General features: G+C 43.9%; 19 protein-coding genes, 2 rRNA genes and 2 riboswitches. Of the genes, 19 read left to right on the forward strand and 2 right to left on the reverse strand.

Annotated features, from left to right (window positions below):
- Window positions 1-67, forward strand: a 5S ribosomal RNA gene (gene rrf / locus E4K67_RS31720); the annotation flags it as partial.
- A gap of 118 nt (window positions 68-185) precedes the next feature.
- Window positions 186-294: ribosomal RNA gene (gene rrf, locus E4K67_RS31725) — 5S ribosomal RNA — on the forward strand.
- A 179-nt stretch (window positions 295-473) separates the two neighbouring features.
- Here rrf (E4K67_RS31725) and E4K67_RS08105 read toward each other — a convergent pair.
- Complete coding sequence (locus E4K67_RS08105; RefSeq protein ID WP_243454388.1) at window positions 474-800, reverse strand: DUF3102 domain-containing protein; 327 nt, start codon at window positions 798-800, stop codon at window positions 474-476.
- A 558-nt stretch (window positions 801-1,358) separates the two neighbouring features.
- On the opposite strand from E4K67_RS08105, the gene rlmN reads away from it, so the two are divergent.
- Window positions 1,359-2,411 carry a dual-specificity RNA methyltransferase RlmN gene (gene rlmN, locus E4K67_RS08110; RefSeq protein WP_135545937.1) on the forward strand — a complete coding sequence of 351 codons (1,053 nt, stop codon included), beginning with the start codon at window positions 1,359-1,361 and terminating at the stop codon, window positions 2,409-2,411.
- A gap of 82 nt (window positions 2,412-2,493) precedes the next feature.
- Here rlmN and E4K67_RS08115 read toward each other — a convergent pair whose 3' ends face one another.
- Window positions 2,494-3,453 carry a helix-turn-helix transcriptional regulator gene (locus E4K67_RS08115; protein WP_135545938.1) on the reverse strand — a complete coding sequence of 320 codons (960 nt, stop codon included), beginning with the start codon at window positions 3,451-3,453 and terminating at the stop codon, window positions 2,494-2,496.
- Window positions 3,454-3,706: 253 nt separating this feature from the next.
- On the opposite strand from E4K67_RS08115, the gene modA (E4K67_RS08120) reads away from it, so the two are divergent.
- The 16 genes from modA (E4K67_RS08120) to E4K67_RS08195 all read left to right on the forward strand — a co-directional run bounded on the left by modA (E4K67_RS08120) (window position 3,707) and on the right by E4K67_RS08195 (window position 19,297).
- Window positions 3,707-4,513 (forward strand): molybdate ABC transporter substrate-binding protein, encoded by an 807-nt coding sequence (modA, locus tag E4K67_RS08120; RefSeq protein WP_243454389.1) that lies wholly within the window; start codon window positions 3,707-3,709, stop codon window positions 4,511-4,513.
- Window positions 4,514-4,617: 104 nt separating this feature from the next.
- Window positions 4,618-5,310 (forward strand): molybdate ABC transporter permease subunit, encoded by a 693-nt coding sequence (gene modB, locus E4K67_RS08125; protein ID WP_135545939.1) that lies wholly within the window; start codon window positions 4,618-4,620, stop codon window positions 5,308-5,310.
- Window positions 5,310-5,993, forward strand: a complete 684-nt coding sequence (locus E4K67_RS08130; RefSeq protein ID WP_135545940.1) for an ATP-binding cassette domain-containing protein — start codon at window positions 5,310-5,312, stop codon at window positions 5,991-5,993. Before modB (E4K67_RS08125) ends, E4K67_RS08130 begins: the two co-directional genes overlap by 1 nt.
- A 114-nt stretch (window positions 5,994-6,107) precedes the next feature.
- Window positions 6,108-6,238, forward strand: a riboswitch (molybdenum cofactor riboswitch).
- Window positions 6,239-6,354: 116 nt separating this feature from the next.
- Window positions 6,355-7,020 (forward strand): molybdate ABC transporter permease subunit, encoded by a 666-nt coding sequence (gene modB / locus E4K67_RS08135; protein ID WP_243454390.1) that lies wholly within the window; start codon window positions 6,355-6,357, stop codon window positions 7,018-7,020.
- 1 nt (window position 7,021) lies between these two features.
- Window positions 7,022-8,083 (forward strand): sulfate/molybdate ABC transporter ATP-binding protein, encoded by a 1,062-nt coding sequence (locus tag E4K67_RS08140; protein ID WP_135545942.1) that lies wholly within the window; start codon window positions 7,022-7,024, stop codon window positions 8,081-8,083.
- A gap of 40 nt (window positions 8,084-8,123) precedes the next feature.
- A complete protein-coding gene (gene modA / locus E4K67_RS08145; RefSeq protein ID WP_135545943.1) occupies window positions 8,124-8,984 on the forward strand; it encodes a molybdate ABC transporter substrate-binding protein in 861 nt (286 codons plus the stop codon).
- Window positions 8,985-9,044: 60 nt separating this feature from the next.
- Entirely contained in the window at window positions 9,045-9,890 is an 846-nt protein-coding gene (gene modD, locus E4K67_RS08150; protein ID WP_135546845.1) for a ModD protein, read from the forward strand.
- Window positions 9,891-9,939: 49 nt separating this feature from the next.
- A riboswitch (molybdenum cofactor riboswitch) is annotated at window positions 9,940-10,072 on the forward strand.
- Between the two features lie 162 nt (window positions 10,073-10,234).
- Window positions 10,235-10,510 (forward strand): DUF7662 domain-containing protein, encoded by a 276-nt coding sequence (locus E4K67_RS08155; RefSeq protein ID WP_135545944.1) that lies wholly within the window; start codon window positions 10,235-10,237, stop codon window positions 10,508-10,510.
- Window positions 10,511-10,686: 176 nt separating this feature from the next.
- Window positions 10,687-11,781 carry an XdhC family protein gene (locus E4K67_RS08160; protein ID WP_135545945.1) on the forward strand — a complete coding sequence of 365 codons (1,095 nt, stop codon included), beginning with the start codon at window positions 10,687-10,689 and terminating at the stop codon, window positions 11,779-11,781.
- Between the two features lie 121 nt (window positions 11,782-11,902).
- On the forward strand, window positions 11,903-12,505 hold the full coding sequence (locus E4K67_RS08165; protein ID WP_158408438.1) for a tetratricopeptide repeat protein: 603 nt from the start codon (window positions 11,903-11,905) through the stop codon (window positions 12,503-12,505).
- Window positions 12,506-12,530: 25 nt separating this feature from the next.
- Complete coding sequence (locus E4K67_RS08170) at window positions 12,531-13,685, forward strand: ABC transporter substrate-binding protein (RefSeq protein WP_135545947.1); 1,155 nt, start codon at window positions 12,531-12,533, stop codon at window positions 13,683-13,685.
- Between the two features lie 138 nt (window positions 13,686-13,823).
- The gene (locus E4K67_RS08175; RefSeq protein WP_135545948.1) at window positions 13,824-14,921 is read left to right on the forward strand and encodes a FecCD family ABC transporter permease; all 1,098 of its coding nucleotides are present in this window, start codon (window positions 13,824-13,826) and stop codon (window positions 14,919-14,921) included.
- Window positions 14,918-15,697, forward strand: coding sequence for an ABC transporter ATP-binding protein (locus tag E4K67_RS08180; protein ID WP_135546847.1), 780 nt, complete (start codon window positions 14,918-14,920; stop codon window positions 15,695-15,697). The genes E4K67_RS08175 and E4K67_RS08180 overlap by 4 nt, the downstream gene beginning before the upstream one ends.
- Window positions 15,698-15,831: 134 nt before the next feature.
- Window positions 15,832-16,455 (forward strand): class I SAM-dependent methyltransferase, encoded by a 624-nt coding sequence (locus E4K67_RS08185; protein ID WP_206752184.1) that lies wholly within the window; start codon window positions 15,832-15,834, stop codon window positions 16,453-16,455.
- Window positions 16,456-16,484: 29 nt separating this feature from the next.
- On the forward strand, window positions 16,485-17,945 hold the full coding sequence (locus E4K67_RS08190; protein ID WP_135545950.1) for a nitrogenase component 1: 1,461 nt from the start codon (window positions 16,485-16,487) through the stop codon (window positions 17,943-17,945).
- The gene (locus E4K67_RS08195) at window positions 17,939-19,297 is read left to right on the forward strand and encodes a nitrogenase component 1 (protein WP_135545951.1); all 1,359 of its coding nucleotides are present in this window, start codon (window positions 17,939-17,941) and stop codon (window positions 19,295-19,297) included. The genes E4K67_RS08190 and E4K67_RS08195 overlap by 7 nt, the downstream gene beginning before the upstream one ends.
- The last annotated feature ends 20 nt before the right edge of the window (window positions 19,298-19,317 follow it).

Raw genomic sequence — 19,317 nt, forward strand, 5'->3', positions numbered from 1 at the left:
AGTTAAGACCTCCAGGGCCGATGATACTTGGGGCGCAAGCCCCTGGGAAAGTAGGTCATCGCCAGGTAAACATGCAAAAAGCTATCTCTTAGGAGATAGCTTTTTTGTGTTAAGTTATACTGTAATATGGGGCCGGGGTTCCACCCGTTCATCCACACTGCTGGAGCTTGCGTCATGGGTCGCAGTGTGGCGAAAGGCTCGTCCGCCTTTCGTATCTCGAACACGGAAGTTAAGACCTCCAGGGCCGATGATACTTGGGGCGCAAGCCCCTGGGAAAGTAGGTCATCGCCAGGTAAACATGCAAAAAGCTATCTCTTAGGAGATAGCTTTTTTGTGTTGAGTTATACTGTAATATGGGGCCGGGGTTCCACCCGTTCATCCACACTGCTGGAGCTTGCGTCATAAGTCGCAGTGTGGCGAAAGGCTCGTCCGCCTTTCGTATCGCCGTAAATAAGCGAAATTGATCCCGGTCCTCAACCGGGATCCCAAAAAAGGATGAGCCCTTGGGTGTAGTTCAAATGTTGCATCGATGCAACATTTGGGCTCTCTTCCTCGTCAGGGGAGGAGAGTATAGACCCGTACTCCCGGAAGGTTTTCATCAGTCTGCAGGCCGTGCTCCGGGAGTAACTCACGGATTCAGTCAGCCATTTGAGCCACTCCCCATGGGGTAGTAGCTCTTTGGCTTCCGTCAGACGCCTTCCGATCTCCACAGCATTGGTAAGCAGCATTTTGCCGCTTTCTTCCTTGATAAAGTTAATCTCGGACGCAATTTGCTCAGGCGTCTTGTTGGAAATTGCCATCTTCATACCGGCTGCCCATCCTTTATTCGGAATGTCTTTTCAGATACCGTTATAGGATATGCCGAGCCCCAGACAAGTGTGAGGGTTATTCAGCCAAAAAAAATGCGGTTTGGAGAAAGATGCTTCCCAACAGTAACCATAGTACAAGCAAATCTAGACTATATACGACCCTGCCGAATCCATCGGCCTCTGGATCAAGGGGGGAGGGAAAAAGAGATGGCTATCGTTGATAAGCCGTAAGGAGCATCTCATTTATGTTAGAGGTGGTTCTTATACTTCGTTTTATCAGTAAAGGAAGGTGTCATAACAAAACGTCCCCTTGCCACCGTCCGCCTTTCGTTTCTAAGTGGAGATTTCCCAATACTGCATCAAATTTGTGAGTTCTGTAGTCCAAGCTAGAATCTCGTTATAAAGAGTATTCGTGTGAGTACTGATTATACTAAGGGGATAATACTATTTCTTTTTTATGCGTATTCGGCATGATATAATCAGGCTAGGGGGCAATGTCTATGCGAAATGCCCCTCGAGTTTACTGATGATCCGAAAAGAGGACAGCGAATGAATAAAGAATCCATCTATGGACTGACATTTGATCAATTGGAAGCTTGGCTTATGACATATGGGCATAAAAAGTTTTGGGCATTACAAGTCTGGGATTGGCTTTATAGAAAACGGGTGACGAGCTTCTCGGAAATGACGGATGTCAAGCAAGAGTGTCTTAAATTATTAGCAGAGCATTTTATCTTCCAATCATTAAACGAACACTTTAAGCAAGAATCAGCGGATGGAACGATTAAGTTTTTGTTTAGGTTAAGCGATGGCAATCTAATAGAGTCTGTCTTAATGAGGCCTAAATTTGGCTTGTCGGCTTGTGTCACAACCCAAGTTGGGTGTAACATTGGGTGTAGTTTTTGTGCGAGTGGGCTATTAACAAAAATCCGTGATTTAACGAGTGGCGAAATTGTGGAACAAATAATAAGAGTCCAACATTATCTGGATCAAGAGAAACAAGATGAGAGCGTGAGTCATGTTGTGGTGATGGGGATTGGGGAGCCCTTTGATAACCTTGAAAACGTAATAGATTCTTTACGAATTATTAAAGATCATAAAGGATTAGCCATTGGAGCAAAACACATCACGGTATCGACCAGTGGCCTTGCTGATAAAATTTATGAATTCACCGATACCAATTTGCAGGTGAACCTCGCAATCTCCTTACATGCACCGACAAACGAACTTCGAACGCGGATCATGAAGATTAACCAGGCTTATCCAATAGAGGAAATAATGAAGGCCGTTGCTTACTATTTGGACAAAACGAATCGTAGAATAACGTTGGAATATATTCTCCTCAAAGATGTGAATGACCGTAGGGAACATGCCCTTCAACTTTCTGAATTGATTGGGGATAAGCGACATCTTACAAATGTCAACTTGATTCCTTATAATCCAGTGGATGAACATACTCAATATCAAAGAAGCGAGAAGTCAACGATGCTTGCATTTTATGATACATTGAAAAAACAAGGAATAAATTGCAGTATTCGTCTTGAACATGGAACCGATATTGATGCTGCTTGTGGACAGTTAAGAAGCAAACAGATCAAATAACCTTCATAATTTAATTACGCGAAAGAGAGTCGGAGTAGTTTTAAATACTCCGGCTCTCTTTCGCGTTTAGCGAGCGAAAATATTACGTTTTAGCAATGATTTGTCCCATCTGAGATATATCGTACCCTCCAATTCCCAGTACTTCGTTTCGAAAAGAAGGGGATTGTAAGATACTCATTAAGGCCTGAAAATGTGGTCGTTCCAGATCTTCCTGACGTATTACTAAATCATAGCGTTCTTTATGCAACGGGATAAAATCAAGATTGATAAATTGCATGGCAACCTTTTCAATTCCTAAACCGACATCCGCTTCTCCGCGCGCAACTTTGCTTGCAATGGCGAGGTGGGTCATTTCTTCTTCTCTATAGCCAAGAATGTCTTTGTGATTAATTTCTGAAATTCTTAGTTGTTCATCTAACAACACTCTTGCACCAGATCCTCTTTCACGATTAACGAAGCGAACATCTGGTTTGGTTAGGTCACTCCAGGTGGTTATATTCTTGAGATTTCCCTTGGCAACATAAAAACCTTCCATGCGATAAACCAAGTTTATGATACATGTTGGATGCCCTGGTAACAGTCTACGTACGAAGGGTGTGTTATATTCGTTGGTATCGCTATCCCATAAGTGCGCAGTAACAACATTCGCCATGCCGCGGTAGAGGGCCATAAGACCGTCTATACTTCCAATATAACGACGTAAGAAGTGAACCTGTGGAAATTGTTTTTCTAAATGGCGGGTTAAGATATCCAAAACAATATCTTGTCCACAGATGACTAAGCTTTCGTCAGATTCAAAACAATGCTTTGAGCGTTCGTTCGGTGCGAGGATATCTAATGGAGATGCTATGAGAGATTCTAGGGGACTAAGTCCTTTGGATTTTCGCTTGTAACTCTCAATATCAGCACCCTCAACTCGGACTTTGCGACCAATGTGGTAAGCCGTTAGCTCTCCCCGCTTTATGAGTTCATAAACTGTAAACTTGGAGATTCTAAGGATGTTTGCGACTTCTTCAGGTGTATAAGAAACATCATTGGACATAGCAAACGCACCTGTCCCTTCTGAATATTTTCATGAATATAATAAACATACTAAAATTATATTGCAAAATTATTATAACATATCGTATAATGACAATGTAATTTAGTTTTGTTAGTTCTAGTTAGGTTGTGTTGAGTTACTCTCTGATAAATGCGAATAGTAGCTAACGTAAGATAACACAAAAGCATATAAGCTAACGAGAACTAGTTAAACTAAATTTTAAACATAAAGTAATATATGAGGGGGATTTCAAGTGAAAAGAGTTTCATGGTTATTAATGTTAACTTTTCTGTTAATCCTATCTTTGACTGGCTGCGGTGCAGGAGGTACTGACCAACCAGCAACAAACGTCCCAAAGGTTGAACCCACAGAAATTATGGTGTCTGCTGCAGCCAGTATGAAAGATTCATTGACGGAACTCCAAAAAGAATATACTGTGAAAGTTCCTGGAGTAAAAATCACCTTTGTTTTCGGGGCTTCAGGTACGCTCCAACAACAAATTGAACAGGGTGCCCCAGCAGACCTATTTATCTCTGCAGGAAAGACACAGATGGATGCCCTTGAGCAAAAGAATTTGTTAGTAAAAGAGAGTAAAGTCGACTTGGTGGGAAATGAGTTAGTCTTAGTTACAGGGAAGGATAACACCAAAGTTACGTCCCTCGAAGATCTAGCAAAAGCGGACGTTGAGAAGATTAGTATTGGTACGCCTGAGTCCGTACCTGCTGGAAAATATGCTCAAGAATCCTTGACGAATCTCAAACTGTGGGATTCATTACAGCCAAAGTTCGTGTTGGCTAAGGATGTGACCCAGGTTCTAAATTATGTTGAAACAGGAAATGTGGAAGCGGGACTTGTATATCAATCGGATGCTCAAGGTTCGACAAAGGTTAAAGTCGTAACAGTAGTCCCAGCAAGCAGTCACAAGCCCATTTCATACCCTGCAGCGGTTATTTCGGCTAGTAAAAATAAACAAGTTACAGAGGATTTTCTAAAGTACTTACAAAGTTCAGATGCCCAACAAATCTTTGTAAAATATGGGTTCAAGACCTTAGCAAAGTGAACTAATTCAACCAAAGTTGAAATTGGGTAGAATACGGGGTACCACTCCCACTTGTAGAAGTGGAAATCTTTACGATTGATAAATTAGTCTTTTGGGGGAGCCTTATGGAATTTAGCTTTATTCCTATTATTTTATCTCTGAAAGTTGCCTTTGCTGCCGTTATTATTGTTACTTGTTTTTCTATACCAATAGCGGCTCTTATGGCCAAGCGTGAGTTCATGGGCAAAGATGTTGTCGAGTCGATTATTACTTTGCCCCTAGTGCTCCCCCCCTCGGTTATCGGCTTTATGTTGCTTTATTTCTTTGGGAAGAACGGCCCTTTAGGTAAATTATTCGAACAATGGTTTCATACTAGAATTGTCTTTACCTTAGCTGGAGCCGTAATAGCTGCAGCTGTCGTAGCCTTTCCTCTAATGTATCAAGCAGTGAAGGTTGCCATTGAGGGGGTTGACCAAAATCTGGAGAAGGCAGCACGTACATTGGGGGCTAGAGAACTAAGGGTATTCTTCACGATTACCCTTCCATTGGCTTTGAATGGTATTGTTGCGGGCTTAGTTTTGGCCTTTGCTCGTTCTTTAGGGGAATTTGGAGCGACATTAATGATTGCTGGAAATATTCCCGGCAAGACGCAAACAATGCCGATTGCCATCTACTTTGCTAATGAAGCGGGCGACACAACTCAAGCAAGCATCTTGGTTGTTATCATGACAGTCTTTAGTTTTCTAGTCATTTATGGACTGAATCGGTGGGGGAAACGATCTCAACATGATCGCGATTCGAGAGGAGGTAACGCATAATGCTAAAGGCTCATTTCAAAAAAAAGCTACCGACCTTTGAGCTTGAAGTCGATATCTCCTTAAGTCATGGAATCCTTGCCCTTGTGGGTCCCTCCGGTGCTGGCAAGACAACGATCCTGCAATGTGTGGCAGGCCTACAAACTCCTACGTGGGGGGAGATTAATATCCATGACAAGACGGTCTTTGCTTCTGAGTGTGGCGTAGATATTCCAATCAGAAATCGACGTATAGGGTATGTATTCCAGGATTATGCTCTCTTTCCCCACATGACAGTTGAGAAGAACGTGATGTATGGTAAGCCCCAAAAAGGAAGCATCCCTAACAAAGTTCTTACCGTTTCCAATGTATTAGAGATGTTAAAGATCGAACATCTTCGAAGTCGCTATCCTGATCAGATTTCGGGTGGGGAAAAACAAAGAGTTGCGCTTGCGCGTGCGTTAATGACCGAGCCCGAACTTTTGCTGCTCGATGAACCCCTTTCCGCGCTCGACCAGGACACGAGAAGTGCACTCCAACAAGAGTTACTTAAGCTTCAAGCTCAGTGGCAGATTCCGTTCATCTTAGTAACGCACGACGTTCAGGAAGCAGAAATGCTGGGAGATCAGATTATTAAGTTGGATCATGGTAAACAAGAAGAGATTAGACAGTTTAATAAAGTCCAGTGTGTGAACTCGTTCAGCTGAAGTTGAATATCGAGACTTCGATAGGGGAATCTAACCCACCCGAAGCAAAGTACGGGTACCCCCCTTGTAAAAGAGAGAGTCTCACGATTGGATGAACCTGAAATTTAGGATAATTGAATAATTAACCTCCGATCCAGTAGACCTAAAGATCAAATCCATGGTCGCTGGACAGGGCTCTAAGCTCTCAGGGTTTTTCCGGAAACGGGTAGGCCTTCATTTTGAAAAGGAGTAGCACGTAGTAGACTGGGACACCAGTTTATTTAGGGCTCCCTTTTTTGGGAGTCCTATTTTTTCCCATGACGAAGTTAAGGAAGGGGGTCATTGTGTTTATAGTGATTTAGAGGGACTGGACTTTTCTCCGTTGTTAATTTCATTAAGAGCAGCAATCATAGCAACGATTGTGACCTTTTTCTTAGGAATTGCAGCTGCTTGCTTTGTTTCGGGGTACAGGGGAAAATTTAAAGGATTAATCGACGGTTTACTTACGTTGCCTTTGGTTTTGCCACCAACAGTAATAGGGTTCTTGCTTCTGATACTGTTTGGCAAGAATGGACCCCTTGGGAAACTCCTGATGGCAATCGGAGCGACTGTTATCTTTTCTTGGCCAGCAACCGTGATTGCAGCTTCCGTGGTCGCTTTTCCCTTAATGTATCGAACGGTTAGAAGTGCCTTTGAACAAATTGATCAAACTATTATTTTTGCTGCTCGTACGCTGGGTGTCTCAGAGTGGAAAATATTTTGGAAAATAACGATTCCACTTTCTTGGCCAGGAGTAGCCGCAGGGACGGTATTAGCCTTTGCTAGGGCCCTAGGAGATTTTGGTGCCACGCTCATGATTGGCGGTAATATACCGGGAAAAACGTTGACAATTCCTGCTGCGATCTTCTTTGCTGCCGAAAGCGGAGACATGGGAAAAGCTTTGATATGGGTGATACTTATCTTTATTATTTCGTTGATCGTGATGACGTTAATGAATTACTGGACTGATTACCAGCGCAAGATGGTCGCTGCGATGGGTAGGAAATAGTATGGAATTGTGGGTAGATATCCAGAAAGAGCTCCCAGGTTTTACGCTTGATGTTAATTTTGAGACAGGTATGGACATCCTTGGACTGTTAGGTGCTTCTGGTTCAGGTAAAAGTATGACCCTACGCTGTATCGCCGGAATTGATACCCCTGACAAGGGCAGAATTATTCTCAACGGGCGAACGTTGTTCGACTCTAAGAAGGGGATTAATCTTCCCTGCCGCAAGAGAAAGCTCGGCTTTTTATTTCAAAATTACGCACTGTTTCCCAATATGACCGTCGAAGAGAACATCGGTTTCGGAATTGGAAAGCTGAAGCATGGAAATAGAAGGGCAATCATCAAGGAAATGGTGAAAATGATCAAACTGGAGGGCTTGGAAAAAAGGTATCCCAGCCAGCTTTCTGGGGGACAACAGCAACGAGTTGCTTTGGCTAGAGCATTGGCTATTGAGCCAGAGGCTTTGCTCTTAGATGAACCATTTTCCGCACTTGATGACTATCTAAGAAGCCACATGGTTAAACAACTGACTGAGACTTTATCGAATTATTCAGGAGTTACTCTGTTCGTAACCCATAACATGGATGAAGTCTATAGGATTTGCAATCAATTGGTAGTGCTATCACTCGGGAAAATTGAAGTAAGAGGGAGGAAAGAGGAAGTATTCAGGAAGCCACCTTCCCTTGTTGCTGCACAATTAACTGGGTGCAAGAATTTCTCTCGGGCAAAATACATATCACCGTTTGAGGTAGAGGCTGAGGATTGGGGAATAAACTTAAAAACTAGGCAGGAAATTTCTAAACAAATTAACAATGTGGGTATTCGTGCGTATGCGATCGAACTGGCCTTAGACGAAGCTCAAGACAACGTGTTTAGCTGTTGGCTTAATTTCACCAGTGAGACTCCATCTCGTATGACAGCCTATCTGTCCATGCAACACGAGGTCTTGGGACGAGGCAACTATCATATAGAATGGGAGATCACTAAACAAATGTGGCATGAATTGAAGGATAAACCACAGCCTTGGAAGATCCGATTTAATGCTGATGAGCTAATAATAGTGTAATCAAGCTTATTAAAGGTACTAAGAAAGAGGGGAAATTTAAATGAAACTTTTTAATAAAATTCAAAGGATTAATACAACTAATAAAATTAAAGTTGAATTAAGACTTATTGCTTGCTCGATGTTCTTACTTATTTTATTTGCATCAGGATGTTCCAGTGCTGTCATTGAAACGCCAAAAACGGAAGACAACAAAGTTGCCCAGAATAAACCTGTTGAGCTTTTGATTTCGACTGCTCCCAGTTTGAAAGGTTCTTTCGAAGAAATTAAGAAACTGTACTCGGTCAAAGAAGCTCAAGTCAATCTAGTTTTTAATTATGGACCGTCTGGTTCACTGCAGAATCAAATTGAACAAGGTGCTGCCACGGATATCTTTATTTCACAAGGAAAGTCGCAAATGGATGCATTGGAGCAAAAAGGACTTATCAAGAAAGACTCGAGGGTAAATCTACTCGGAGATGAACTTGTCTTAATCGTTAATAAGGACAATGTGACTATTAAGAACTTCGCAGATTTAACCAAATCTGAGGTTAATAAAATCGGAATTGGCGAAGCCGAATCGGTTCCAGCAGCTAAAACCACGAAAGAAACCTTAGACACCCTTAAATTATGGGACACCTTACAACCTAAAATGGTTATAGGTAAAGATCTAATGCAAGTCATGGCCTATGTTGAGACAGGTAACGCTGAAGCTGGTTTTGTCTGGGATACGATTGCGATTACTTCAAATAAAGTCAAAATCGTGGCAATGGCGCCAGCAAATTCTCATAAACCAGTGGTCCTACCAGCTGCAGTTGTAACAGCCTCCAAAAACGGCGAGGCGGCTGGGAAATTTTTGGCCTATTTACAGAGTGATGAGGCTATGACGATTTTTGAAAAGAACGGTTTTATCAAGGGGAACTAGAAAAAACTGAGAGAGGTTCTCAGTTGTTCAACTAAATGTAAAAAAATGGAGATGGAAAATATGCTCTATATCAGTGATGAAACCATTGACCAATGGATTAAAGAGGATGTTCCGTATATCGATTTGACAACGCTTACACTAGGTATCGGAGGACTTAAGGGGAAGATCCGTTTTACGGCCAGAGAGTATACTGTGTTATCTGGGGTTGAGGAAGTATTGAGGATATTTACTAAGCTGGGAGTTATGCCGATTCGATCATTACCGTCGGGTTCTGCAGTCAACAAAGGGGATGTATTCATTGAAGCTGAGGGGTTGGCAGCGAGTCTTCATATGGCTTGGAAATTGTCGATGAATATTCTTGAATATTCATCTGGAATTGCGACCAGAACAAAAAGGATGGTGGATAAGGTTCAATCGGTGAACCCAGAAATGACGGTATTAGCCACTAGAAAATCTTTTCCCGGAACTAAAGATCTGTCTATCAAGGCTATCATTGCTGGCGGTGCTTTTCCTCACCGATTGGGCTTATCAGAAACCATCTTGATTTTTAAACAACATATGGTTTTTCTGGGCGATATCAACAATCTAGCCCAAGTCATTCAAGAAAATAAAGCCCATGCCTGTGAAAAGAAGATTATTGTTGAAGTGGAAACGATTGAAGAGGCACGCCTCTTAATCAAAGCGGGAGTAAGTGGGTTACAATTTGACAAGATCCCAGCTAACGACTTGAAACTCATCGTTGCTCAAATCAGAGGGATTGACCCCAAGATTACGTTGCTTGGAGCGGGTGGTATAAATGGAGACAATATCGAAGAATATGCCCATACTGGCATTGATGCAGCTGTGACCACGGCAATGTATTTTGGGAAACCATCTGACATTGGAGTGACGATGGAGAAAATATAAACTAAGAATTCCTTGAAAAGATATGATCACTGTTTAGCTCGAAAAATATTATAGATCCTATCTCCGAGCCAGATAATACCTAATGAGAAATCTATGGTAACCGGTCAGGGCTTTAAGTCCTCAGGGTGTATCTGGAAACGGATAGGCCTTCACTATTGAAAAGGAGGTGGCTAAGCTGGCTAGGCTCTTGTTTGGCATGGCTCCACTTTCTATGGGTGGAGCTATTTTTGTGTCAATTTAAGAAGCTGAATCTCTTGAAGGTTATCAGAAATAAAGCTCAATCAATGAGACTGACTCATTAATAGTTTAAGATGATTTAATTGATTCGAAAGGAGATGGAAATTATGCCAAAGGGAGGCAAATATCTCCCTCTAACCCGATTTTTTAGACAGTGCGGACAGGACCTCTTGACCCTTAGTTTTAAAGAAATAGAAGAAATCATTGGTTATGATTTACCACCGTCCGCTCATAAGCATCGGGCTTACTGGGCAAACTCCCGAACCCATTCCGTGGCCTTTGGGTGGATGGATGCTGGCTATCAGACTAAAGAAAAAGACCTTAACAAAAGTCTAATTACGTTTGGGAATCGACTTGCAATATACACACCAAGAAAAATATAACCTTACAGGAGGGGAATATGACAAAAGAAGTTGATAAGAAAGAATCAGCGGCCACGATGGAAAAAACAGCGAGAGGTCCTTTTGCACCGGTGAATGCCCAGTAATTTTGATAGATCAAGACAAGCTAAAGATGCCTTTACATGTCCTTTGCAAGGCTGATCTAGGAGGTAAAGCTAATGGATAAAGAAATTTGCCAAGGACTTAGAAAAGTATTTGAACACAGCCTAGAGGCGGCACTGATTACTGTAACCAGTGCGCTTGGGTCAACTCCCCGTAAGCCTGGAGCGAAGATGTTAGTGTTTGCTGACGGTACCACTGTAGGCACTATCGGAGGAGGATGTGGCGAGGCTGAGGCCAAACGGGAGGCCGTCAAGGTTATGGCGACACTCACCCCGAAAATATATTATTTGAATATGACTGCGGGCGTTGATCAGGATGAGGGAATGGTATGCGGGGGGATTATGGGATTATTCATTGATTATTGGGGTTCCCAAAGCTCCGTAGCACGGACCAAACCTCATAAAGAGTATCTGTCAAGTTTAGAAAGCAACGATAACCCCGTACTAGTCACTGTGTTTGAAGCGGTTGAGGAACGGTTAATAGGAAAAAAGCTGTTTCTCAAGAATAATGGGGACGTCTTAGGTGACCTAGGTATAGAAGAATTGAATAGAGTTGCCCTAGAGAGTGCTAAAGCGGGTGGAAAAAAATTCTATCCGCTGTTAATTAGTTTGGATTCTGAGTTCAAGTTATGCGAATCCTCAATAACAAAAGCCGCTTTTCGGTTACTGATAGAGCCCCCAACGACTGTTGTACAATTGCTTATATTAGGGGCAGGATATATTGCACAACCCCTCGTGGCCATGGCTAAAATCCTCGGATATGAGGTTACTGTTGTTGATGATCGTCTATCTTTGGCTAATTCTTCCCGATTTAATTCGGCGGATAGGTTTATCTGCAATGACTTCGAACGAGCCTTAGATGATATTAATATTAATGCACAAACGTTTGTTGTGATTGTTACCAAGGGGTCCTATTCAGATAAAGTGTGTTTATGGAAAGTGATTAATCAACCAGCCAGATATATTGGCATGATGGGTAGTTACAGAAAGGTTAAAGCCTTGAAAGCTGAATTAGAGGAGGAAGGAGTCGGCCGTGAATCGTTAAAAAAGCTGTATTCTCCAATCGGTCTGAAAATCGGAGCAGAAACTCCGGAGGAAATAGCCGTAAGCATTCTCAGCCAATTAATTAAAGTTCAGAAGCGGTTGGCTTAGACAGGTTAAAGGATATGGCATCTTAGGTGGAGCAAATGGGTTCTATGTTTTTCCAGAAAAAAAGTCTCTATTCTAATCGGGTTAAGATTCAGACCTTAAAAAACCAATGGGAGGGTTAAATATGAAGAGTGAGCTTGATGAACTCATAGGAAACGGGGGATTTTTGAGTGATCCTGAAGCAGATTATCAAATGGGAATGAACATTATTTCCGGAATCGAAGCAGATAAAGATTTACCTGAAGCAGTAACTTTGTTCCGTGGGGCTGCGCTCCAAGGACATATGGGTGCGCAATATGAACTTGGAGTTTCCTATTGTGCAGGTCGTGGCATCAAGCAAAATAGTGAGACTGCCCTGCAATGGTTTTTTTGCTCGGCCAAGAATGGATATCCTAAAGCCCTCCATAATCTTGGGGTCCGGCATTCAATTGGGAAAGGTGTTAATAAAGATGCCATCCAGGCAGCGGGGTTTTTTCTTCCGGCAGCTGCTCAAGGTCATGCGCTAGCGCAATTTAAATTGGCAGTGATGTATAAATTAGGTTGGGGTGTTCGGCAGGCGGATGAAGAAGCGGATAAGTGGTTTGGTTTAGCTGGCGATACAGGTATGAATGAAGGGAGGTGTTCCCTTTCTGAGCTAGTAAACCAGGAAAACGATCGGGCAAGATGGTTTAAGGAAGCAATTATACAAGGGTATATTGGCAATGAATTTAATATAGAAGCAAATTAAGACAAAAAATGAGGGGGAATCGTCAATGCCAAAAATCTTTACCAAGAGGGCAGTCTCCAAAGGAGTGGCAATTTTACTTTGCCTGTGGCTGATGACTTTCCTGCTAACCGGCTGCGGCAGTCAGGCCACCAGCAATACTCCGGCTAATTCAGCTTCGGCCGGAAATTCCTCTCAGGAAACCACTCGGGTAATCACAGACATGGCGGGTAGACAGGTTAATATCCCGAAGAAAATCAATACTGTTTATTGCGCCGTGCCAACCGCCGAGGCGATGCTCTATTCCTTGGCTCCAGAAAAGTTGGTTGCATGGGTCAATGCACCTTCCACTGATCTGAAAAAGTACTTAAGTGATCGCGCCAAAAATCTTCCGATCCTCGGTGGCTGGATGGGTGAAAAAAGCACTGCTAACCTGGAGGAAATAGCCAAACTGGCTCCGGAGCTCATTGTTTTTATGACGGATCTTGATGAAAACAATAAAGTGAGTGCGGTACAAACTGCCAATAGCATTACGGATCAGACCAAGAGACCTGTAATTGTTTTAGACTCAATCATTACTTCCACGCCTAAAGTCTATAGGATTATGGGTGATATCCTAGGGGTTCAGGACCGGGCTGAAAAACTGGCGGCTTATACCGAACAAAAAATGGCGGCAGTCAGCGATATGGTTGCCAAAATTCCGAAAGACAAACTGGTCAGCGTGTACTATGCCGAAGGAAATACTGGGCTTGCCACCGATCCGGAAGCTTCCCATCATGCTGAAGTCTTAAAATTTGCCGGAGGAAAAAATGTTGCCAATGTACAAGCAAAGAGTGGGCAGGGCATGTCGCCCGTTTCTATGGAGCAAGTACTTGCCTGGAATCCTGATCTGATTCTAGTCAGTTCTTCAACCGGCGGGGACAAAAACTATCAAACTATCTTGAATGATCCTGCTTGGAGCAAGATCAAGGCGGTTAAGGACAAAAAAGTATATATTACACCTTTGCTTCCTTTTGGATGGTTTGATCGTCCACCCAATATTATGCGCGCTCTCGGCACCGAATGGCTCTCAAATTTGTTATATCCCGAATATGTGAAAATTGATCTAAACAAAGAAACAAAAGATTTCTTCAAGCTATTCTTTAATATGGATTTAAGCGATCAGCAGGTGAACGAACTGCTCATAAACGCGGTAGCGAAATAGATTTATGAAGGGGGGATCAAGTGCCGTTTGGCGTTGAGTCATAAGACGCCGCAGCTCCTACCCATTGCTGTAAACGTGGTAATAGATTGGCCGGATTGCCTTGAGGGGCCATAAAGATAAGTGGAAGAAGGGTAGTTAATGTGGCCTCTTAAAGATACGAACAATAAATCTTTAGAGAATGATGCCGAAGTAGCCAATGCCCGCCCTAAGGACATGGTAATGGTAAGAAAGCGGGGGCTGGTAATTGTAATATTATTCGTTGTTCTGATCGTTATATTTCTCTGGTCATTTACTGTCGGCCGCTACGCAGTCCCTTTATCTGAACTGCTCACGGTATTTTTCAGAAAGATCTTCGGGCTTCCGGCTACTTGGTCGGATACACTGGAAACCGTATTGTTCAATATACGGATACCGAGAATTATTGTAGCACTTGTTATTGGAGCTGCGCTTGCGGCATCGGGGGCCGCCTTTCAGGGGCTTTTCCGCAATCCCATGGTTTCGCCGGATATCCTGGGTGCTTCGGCAGGTGCCGGTTTTGGCGCTGCCTTGGCCATTCTTTACTCTGCCGGCACACTGACGATTCAGATCGTGGCATTTGTGTTTGGAATTATCGCTGTGTTATTGACATATTTCATTAGCCGTCTCATTTCCCGAGGAAATAATTCCGTCCTTATTATAGTCTTGACAGGTATCGTTGTGACCAGTCTGTTTACGGCATTCATTTCACTGGCAAAATATACGGCTGATCCCAACAATAAATTGCCGGAAATAACGTTTTGGCTTATGGGAGGACTTGCTTCAATAACTGCAAAAAACATCAAGCTCGTTCTTATTCCGTTTATCGTCGGCATCATTCCTATGCTGCTCTTAAGATATAAGCTTAATGCTTTATCTTTTGGCGAGGAGGAAGCGCAGTCCCTGGGAATTAACACAAAAAGAATTCGTCTTATCTACATCTTCTGTGCAACGCTGCTTACTGCCTCAGCCGTGGCGACCGGAGGCATGATTGGCTGGGTCGGTCTTGTTATCCCTCATTTGGCCAGAATACTGGTTGGTCCGAATTACAAGTATATGCTGCCGGCCGCAATTTTACTTGGGGGAGCCTACTTGCTGCTGATTGATGATCTCTCGCGCACCATTTTTGCAGTGGAAGTACCGCTGAGTATTTTGACGGCAATTATTGGAGCACCATTTTTTATCTATCTATTATTTAAGGGGAGGAATTCGTGGACATGATACTGGAAATAAAAGATGCATCTTTTGGCTATGGCAAAAAGACTGTACTCAGGAATATTTCTTTTCAGGTTGGGTTCGGTGAGTTCCTTTGTCTGCTTGGTCCCAACGGGGTTGGTAAAACAACCTTGTTCAAATCTATTTTGGGCTTTCTTGCAGTTAAAAGCGGTGAGATAATGCTTAACGGGCAAGGCATTAATCAATGGTCCAAGCCGCGTCTGGCCAAAGTCGTGGGCTATGTCCCGCAGGCCCATACACCTCCCTTTCCATATACGGTTTTGGATGTTGTATTAATGGGGCGCATTGCCCATCTTGGCTCCTTCTCATCCCCTTCCAGGGAGGACGTTAAGATTGCCGAAGAATCATTAGATAAGCTGGGTGCCTACTTCCTAAAAGATATGACCTATACTGAAATAAGCGGTGGCGAAAGACAAATGGTGCTTATTGCCCGGGCGCTGACGCAAAGGCCCCAGATTCTGATCCTGGATGAACCCACTTCTAATTTGGATTACGGCAATCAGGTGAGGGTTCTACTGCAAATCAAAAAGCTGTCGGATGAGGGTATGACAGTCGTAATGACCTCCCATTATCCCGATCACGCCTTTCTTTGTACTTCCAAAGTAGCTTTATTAAACAAAAAAGGGTTTGAGATCGGCACGGCAGACGAAATCATCACCGAAAAAAACATGAAAGACACCTATGGGATAAATGTGAGAATAACAAGACTGGCCGACAATCACGGCGCAGACATTAAAAGGTGTGTCGCGCTGGCCAATTAAATAGCGGTTCAATTGTTGGAAGATATTCCGGCACTGTAAATGGTATGAATTGGACAAGTGTGAAATGCTGATGCAATTAAATATTAGGATTTATGACAGGTCTTATTGATCAAGAATATTACGGGGTGATTGTAATGAACTCTAGAGAAGACTTTGACAAAATTGCCAATGAAATATTTTTCCCGATTTATGAGGTTATCGCCCAAGAGGCACTAAAAATGTTGGGACGAAAAAGTGGCGCCTGCCTTGACGTGGGTTGCGGCGGAGGACACCTTGGACTTAGCGTTGCCAAAGCAAGTGACATGCGCATTACCCTCATGGATGTTAAGGAGGATGCCATAAATATCGCCAACAACCGAATTAAGGATTGGGCGCTTGAGGGTAGAACTTCCACAATAGTTGGCGATGTGCGAGAAATAAACCTGCCGGATAGCGGCTTTGATCTGATCATAAGTCGAGGTTCGATAGGCTTCTGGGGAGGCAAAGACGAGATGAAACAGGCCTTTGCGGAAATTTACAGAGTGCTTGCTCCGAACGGAATGACGTATGTCGGCAAGGGTTTCGGTAGCGCCGAGCTGAGAGCAAAAATTACCGCTGAGATGAAGGTTGCACATCCGGAGTGGCCGCAGTGCGTGATCGAGGCCACCAATGGATTTGGGGCTGAAAATTATGCGGACTTTTTAAAGGAGCTTGGGATCCCAGCGGAAATTATCAATGATGACCGGGGTGTCTGGATCATGATGAGAAAAACAGCCTAGTTCTGTTTCTGGAAAGGAGGCGGTTTGCTTTGAACAACGGTAGACAAGAACAGGACCAGGACCAGCAAACGTTGATCGAGGGCCTGAGTCTAAATTCGATCCCCAAGAATGACAACAAAAGGCTTCTGCCCATACCGGGGGTTTTTTATGGCGGCGGCTGTTGTTATATGGCCTGCCGAGGGCTCACTATGTCACCAATCTCGGATGTGCTTGTCATCACGCACGGCCCGGTCGGCTGCGCGTATTTTTCTTGGGATAACAGCTGTGCTCAAGAGGTAGGTAGGCAGGGTAGTCTGTTTGCGAGCCGCAGTTTTTCTACCGATATGACAGAAAATGATGTGATTTTTGGCGGCGAGCAAAAGCTCGCCCTGGCAATTGAAGAAGCGGTAGCTCTCTTTCAGCCGCAAACAATTGCTATCTGCGCTACTTGTCCGGTCGGACTGATCGGAGACGATATTGATAAAATCGCCCAGTTGGCGGAAAAGAAATTTGGAATAACAGTGATCCCTTTAGCGTGTGAAGGATTTAAAAACATCCCAGGGTATAAGGTCGCCGATCAGAAAATCGTTGATGAAATTTTTGGTTCAAAAAGCAGAGCTGCCGAGGAATTCTCTATCAATATTGTGGGGGAATTCTATGCCGGGAAAAATAAACAGGAGATCGATGCACTCTTTGAACAGATCGGCTATCATGTTGTATCCGCCTTGATGGGGGTTACTACTATCGAAGAACTCCGCTCAGGCCATACCGCGGCGCTGACGATACTTGGAAGTGATAAAGCGATTGACGACGTCGTGCAGTCAATTGAAGAAAAGTACGGTATTGGCTGGATAAAGGTCGATTTTACAGGGCTTTCAAATATTATCAGCTCTCTGCGTGGTATGGCGGATTATTTTGGGGACCAGGCTCTGAAAGAGAGAACAGAAGCCGCAATCAAGGATACCGTCAAGGGGTTGGCGCCGCAGATTTTAGCTTATCAAGAGCGTTTTGTCGGTCTGACGGCAGCCTTGTTTGAAGACTGCTTTAAAAGCGACCACTTTCAGGCCATGCTGGTCGACCTGGGAGTGGAGGTCATCTTAATAAGCCAGGATTATGCCAAGAACGAAGTGACCGATGAGGGGTTTTTATGTACGTTCCCGCGCCAACTATCTAAACGTTGGGAGGAATACGTTCTGTTTAATGAGCTGAGTCCTCAACAGGAAAATCGTCAGTCACTTACTTTTCTCCTTTCGCGCAGTCAGGTCAGAGCGTTTTTAGAACTGCTTGGGCCTGATCTTTGTTTTTCTGGAATTACCCAGCAGTTTGAATATGATAATAAATGCATCAAGTCAAGAACATTCAACTCTGAAGAGCGCGGCGTACAGTATGCCGGGGTACAAGGATTTCTCCAGTTTGCCCAAGATCTGGAGATGAGTATTTTTATTTCTCATTGGGAAACCGATGTTCCTGAGTGGGAAAGAGATACAACGGCAGGTGAGCTGCTATGCTAAAAACGGATAAAGTAGGGAGTGAAAGACAGGCCTTACATATCGATCCTCTAAGAATGTGCCAGCCGATCGGAGCCATCTATGCTGCTTTGGGCGTGCAGGCCTGTATGCCGCATAGTCATGGATCATCCGGTTGTTGCCGTTATCATAAGATTCTGATCAGCAAACACTTTCAAAAGACTATTCGCGTCACCTCTAGCATGCTCAAAGAAAACGCTGCGATTTTTGGGGGCGAGGAAAATCTTAAAGCCGCCATTAAAAATATTTTTGACATCTACAAGCCGCAGATCATTGCTGTTCATTCGACTTGTCTAAGTGAAACGATCGGAGATCATGTGTCGGCAATTTTGAGCGAGATAGAGTTGCCTGAAGGAAAATATCTGGTTAGTGCCCAGACTCCCAGTTATATCGGCTCGCATCTTACCGGTTACTCCAGCATGGTTGAAGCGCTGCTAGGTCAGCTTGCTGTTAGATCGGAGCTTAAAAAGAAAAAGTGTTTCATCATACCGGGACTGGTCAACCCTGGCGATATCCGGGAGATTAAAGAAATCGCCGCTTCATTTAACGGAGATTTCACCGTTTGTCCAGATATCAGCGATGTGTTTGATGCTGCGACTCCTGAAAAGCAGGACGAGTATTCCCCAGGAGGAACTCCACTCAGTGAAATTATTTCGGCAGGGTCATGTGAACTGGTCCTTGCGCTGGGGGCAGAGGCTGCCGGAGCGCCAGCCGCTGCACTTTCGGAAAAATGCAGTATGCCGTTTGCCACGCTCGACCTGCCTATCGGGATTGATGCGACAGACCGGTTTATCCGTCAGCTTCAGCTCTTTTATGGCAGCGCACCTTTGGCAGAGCTAAAACGCCAGCGGGCGCAACTCGTAGAAACCGTCATGAATGTCCACCCTTTTCTTTATAAGAAGAAGGCGGCCATCTTTTGCGATCCTGATATCGCTGTTCCGCTCTGTGAGTTCTTAGCAGGTCTTGGAATGGTGCCAGCGTTTGTCTTTACAGGTCCCGCTTCCGGAGAACTTGATGAGCGGCTTCAGGAAATATTTGCGCGTTATGAGATGGAGGGAGTAGTACAAAGCAATACGGATCTCTTTGAACTTGAGCAATATCTTAAAAACGAACCGGTCGATGTGCTGATCGGAGAAGTTCATGGTAAGCATTTAGTGCGCAGACTTGACATACCGTTAGTGCGCATGGGTTTCCCTGTTACCGACAGGTTCATTCACCCATATTTCCCGACCATCGGCTACAGAGGAGCGCTGCGCATTCTGGAAATGCTGCTTAATGCAATCTTGGACAGGGCAGATCGGGAGCGCGCCGCAGAGGAGCTTAGCTTCATGCTCTGAATACTAAACAAATTACGAAA

It is taken from the genome of Desulfosporosinus fructosivorans (assembly GCF_004766045.1).
Lineage (GTDB): Bacteria > Bacillota > Desulfitobacteriia > Desulfitobacteriales > Desulfitobacteriaceae > Desulfosporosinus > Desulfosporosinus fructosivorans.

What these genes read in the sequence shown, in the direction of transcription:
- E4K67_RS08105 (WP_243454388.1), bottom strand. Translation starts at nt 800, where the DNA reads ATGGCAATTTCCAACAAGACGCCTGAGCAAATTGCGTCCGAGATTAAC.
- rlmN (WP_135545937.1), top strand. Translation starts at nt 1,359, where the DNA reads ATGAATAAAGAATCCATCTATGGACTGACATTTGATCAATTGGAAGCT.
- E4K67_RS08115 (WP_135545938.1), bottom strand. Translation starts at nt 3,453, where the DNA reads ATGTCCAATGATGTTTCTTATACACCTGAAGAAGTCGCAAACATCCTT.
- modB (WP_135545939.1), top strand. Translation starts at nt 4,618, where the DNA reads ATGGAATTTAGCTTTATTCCTATTATTTTATCTCTGAAAGTTGCCTTT.
- E4K67_RS08130 (WP_135545940.1), top strand. Translation starts at nt 5,310, where the DNA reads ATGCTAAAGGCTCATTTCAAAAAAAAGCTACCGACCTTTGAGCTTGAA.
- E4K67_RS08140 (WP_135545942.1), top strand. Translation starts at nt 7,022, where the DNA reads ATGGAATTGTGGGTAGATATCCAGAAAGAGCTCCCAGGTTTTACGCTT.
- modA (WP_135545943.1), top strand. Translation starts at nt 8,124, where the DNA reads ATGAAACTTTTTAATAAAATTCAAAGGATTAATACAACTAATAAAATT.
- modD (WP_135546845.1), top strand. Translation starts at nt 9,045, where the DNA reads ATGCTCTATATCAGTGATGAAACCATTGACCAATGGATTAAAGAGGAT.
- E4K67_RS08155 (WP_135545944.1), top strand. Translation starts at nt 10,235, where the DNA reads ATGCCAAAGGGAGGCAAATATCTCCCTCTAACCCGATTTTTTAGACAG.
- E4K67_RS08160 (WP_135545945.1), top strand. Translation starts at nt 10,687, where the DNA reads ATGGATAAAGAAATTTGCCAAGGACTTAGAAAAGTATTTGAACACAGC.
- E4K67_RS08165 (WP_158408438.1), top strand. Translation starts at nt 11,903, where the DNA reads ATGAAGAGTGAGCTTGATGAACTCATAGGAAACGGGGGATTTTTGAGT.
- E4K67_RS08170 (WP_135545947.1), top strand. Translation starts at nt 12,531, where the DNA reads ATGCCAAAAATCTTTACCAAGAGGGCAGTCTCCAAAGGAGTGGCAATT.
- E4K67_RS08175 (WP_135545948.1), top strand. Translation starts at nt 13,824, where the DNA reads ATGTGGCCTCTTAAAGATACGAACAATAAATCTTTAGAGAATGATGCC.
- E4K67_RS08180 (WP_135546847.1), top strand. Translation starts at nt 14,918, where the DNA reads ATGATACTGGAAATAAAAGATGCATCTTTTGGCTATGGCAAAAAGACT.
- E4K67_RS08185 (WP_206752184.1), top strand. Translation starts at nt 15,832, where the DNA reads ATGAACTCTAGAGAAGACTTTGACAAAATTGCCAATGAAATATTTTTC.
- E4K67_RS08195 (WP_135545951.1), top strand. Translation starts at nt 17,939, where the DNA reads ATGCTAAAAACGGATAAAGTAGGGAGTGAAAGACAGGCCTTACATATC.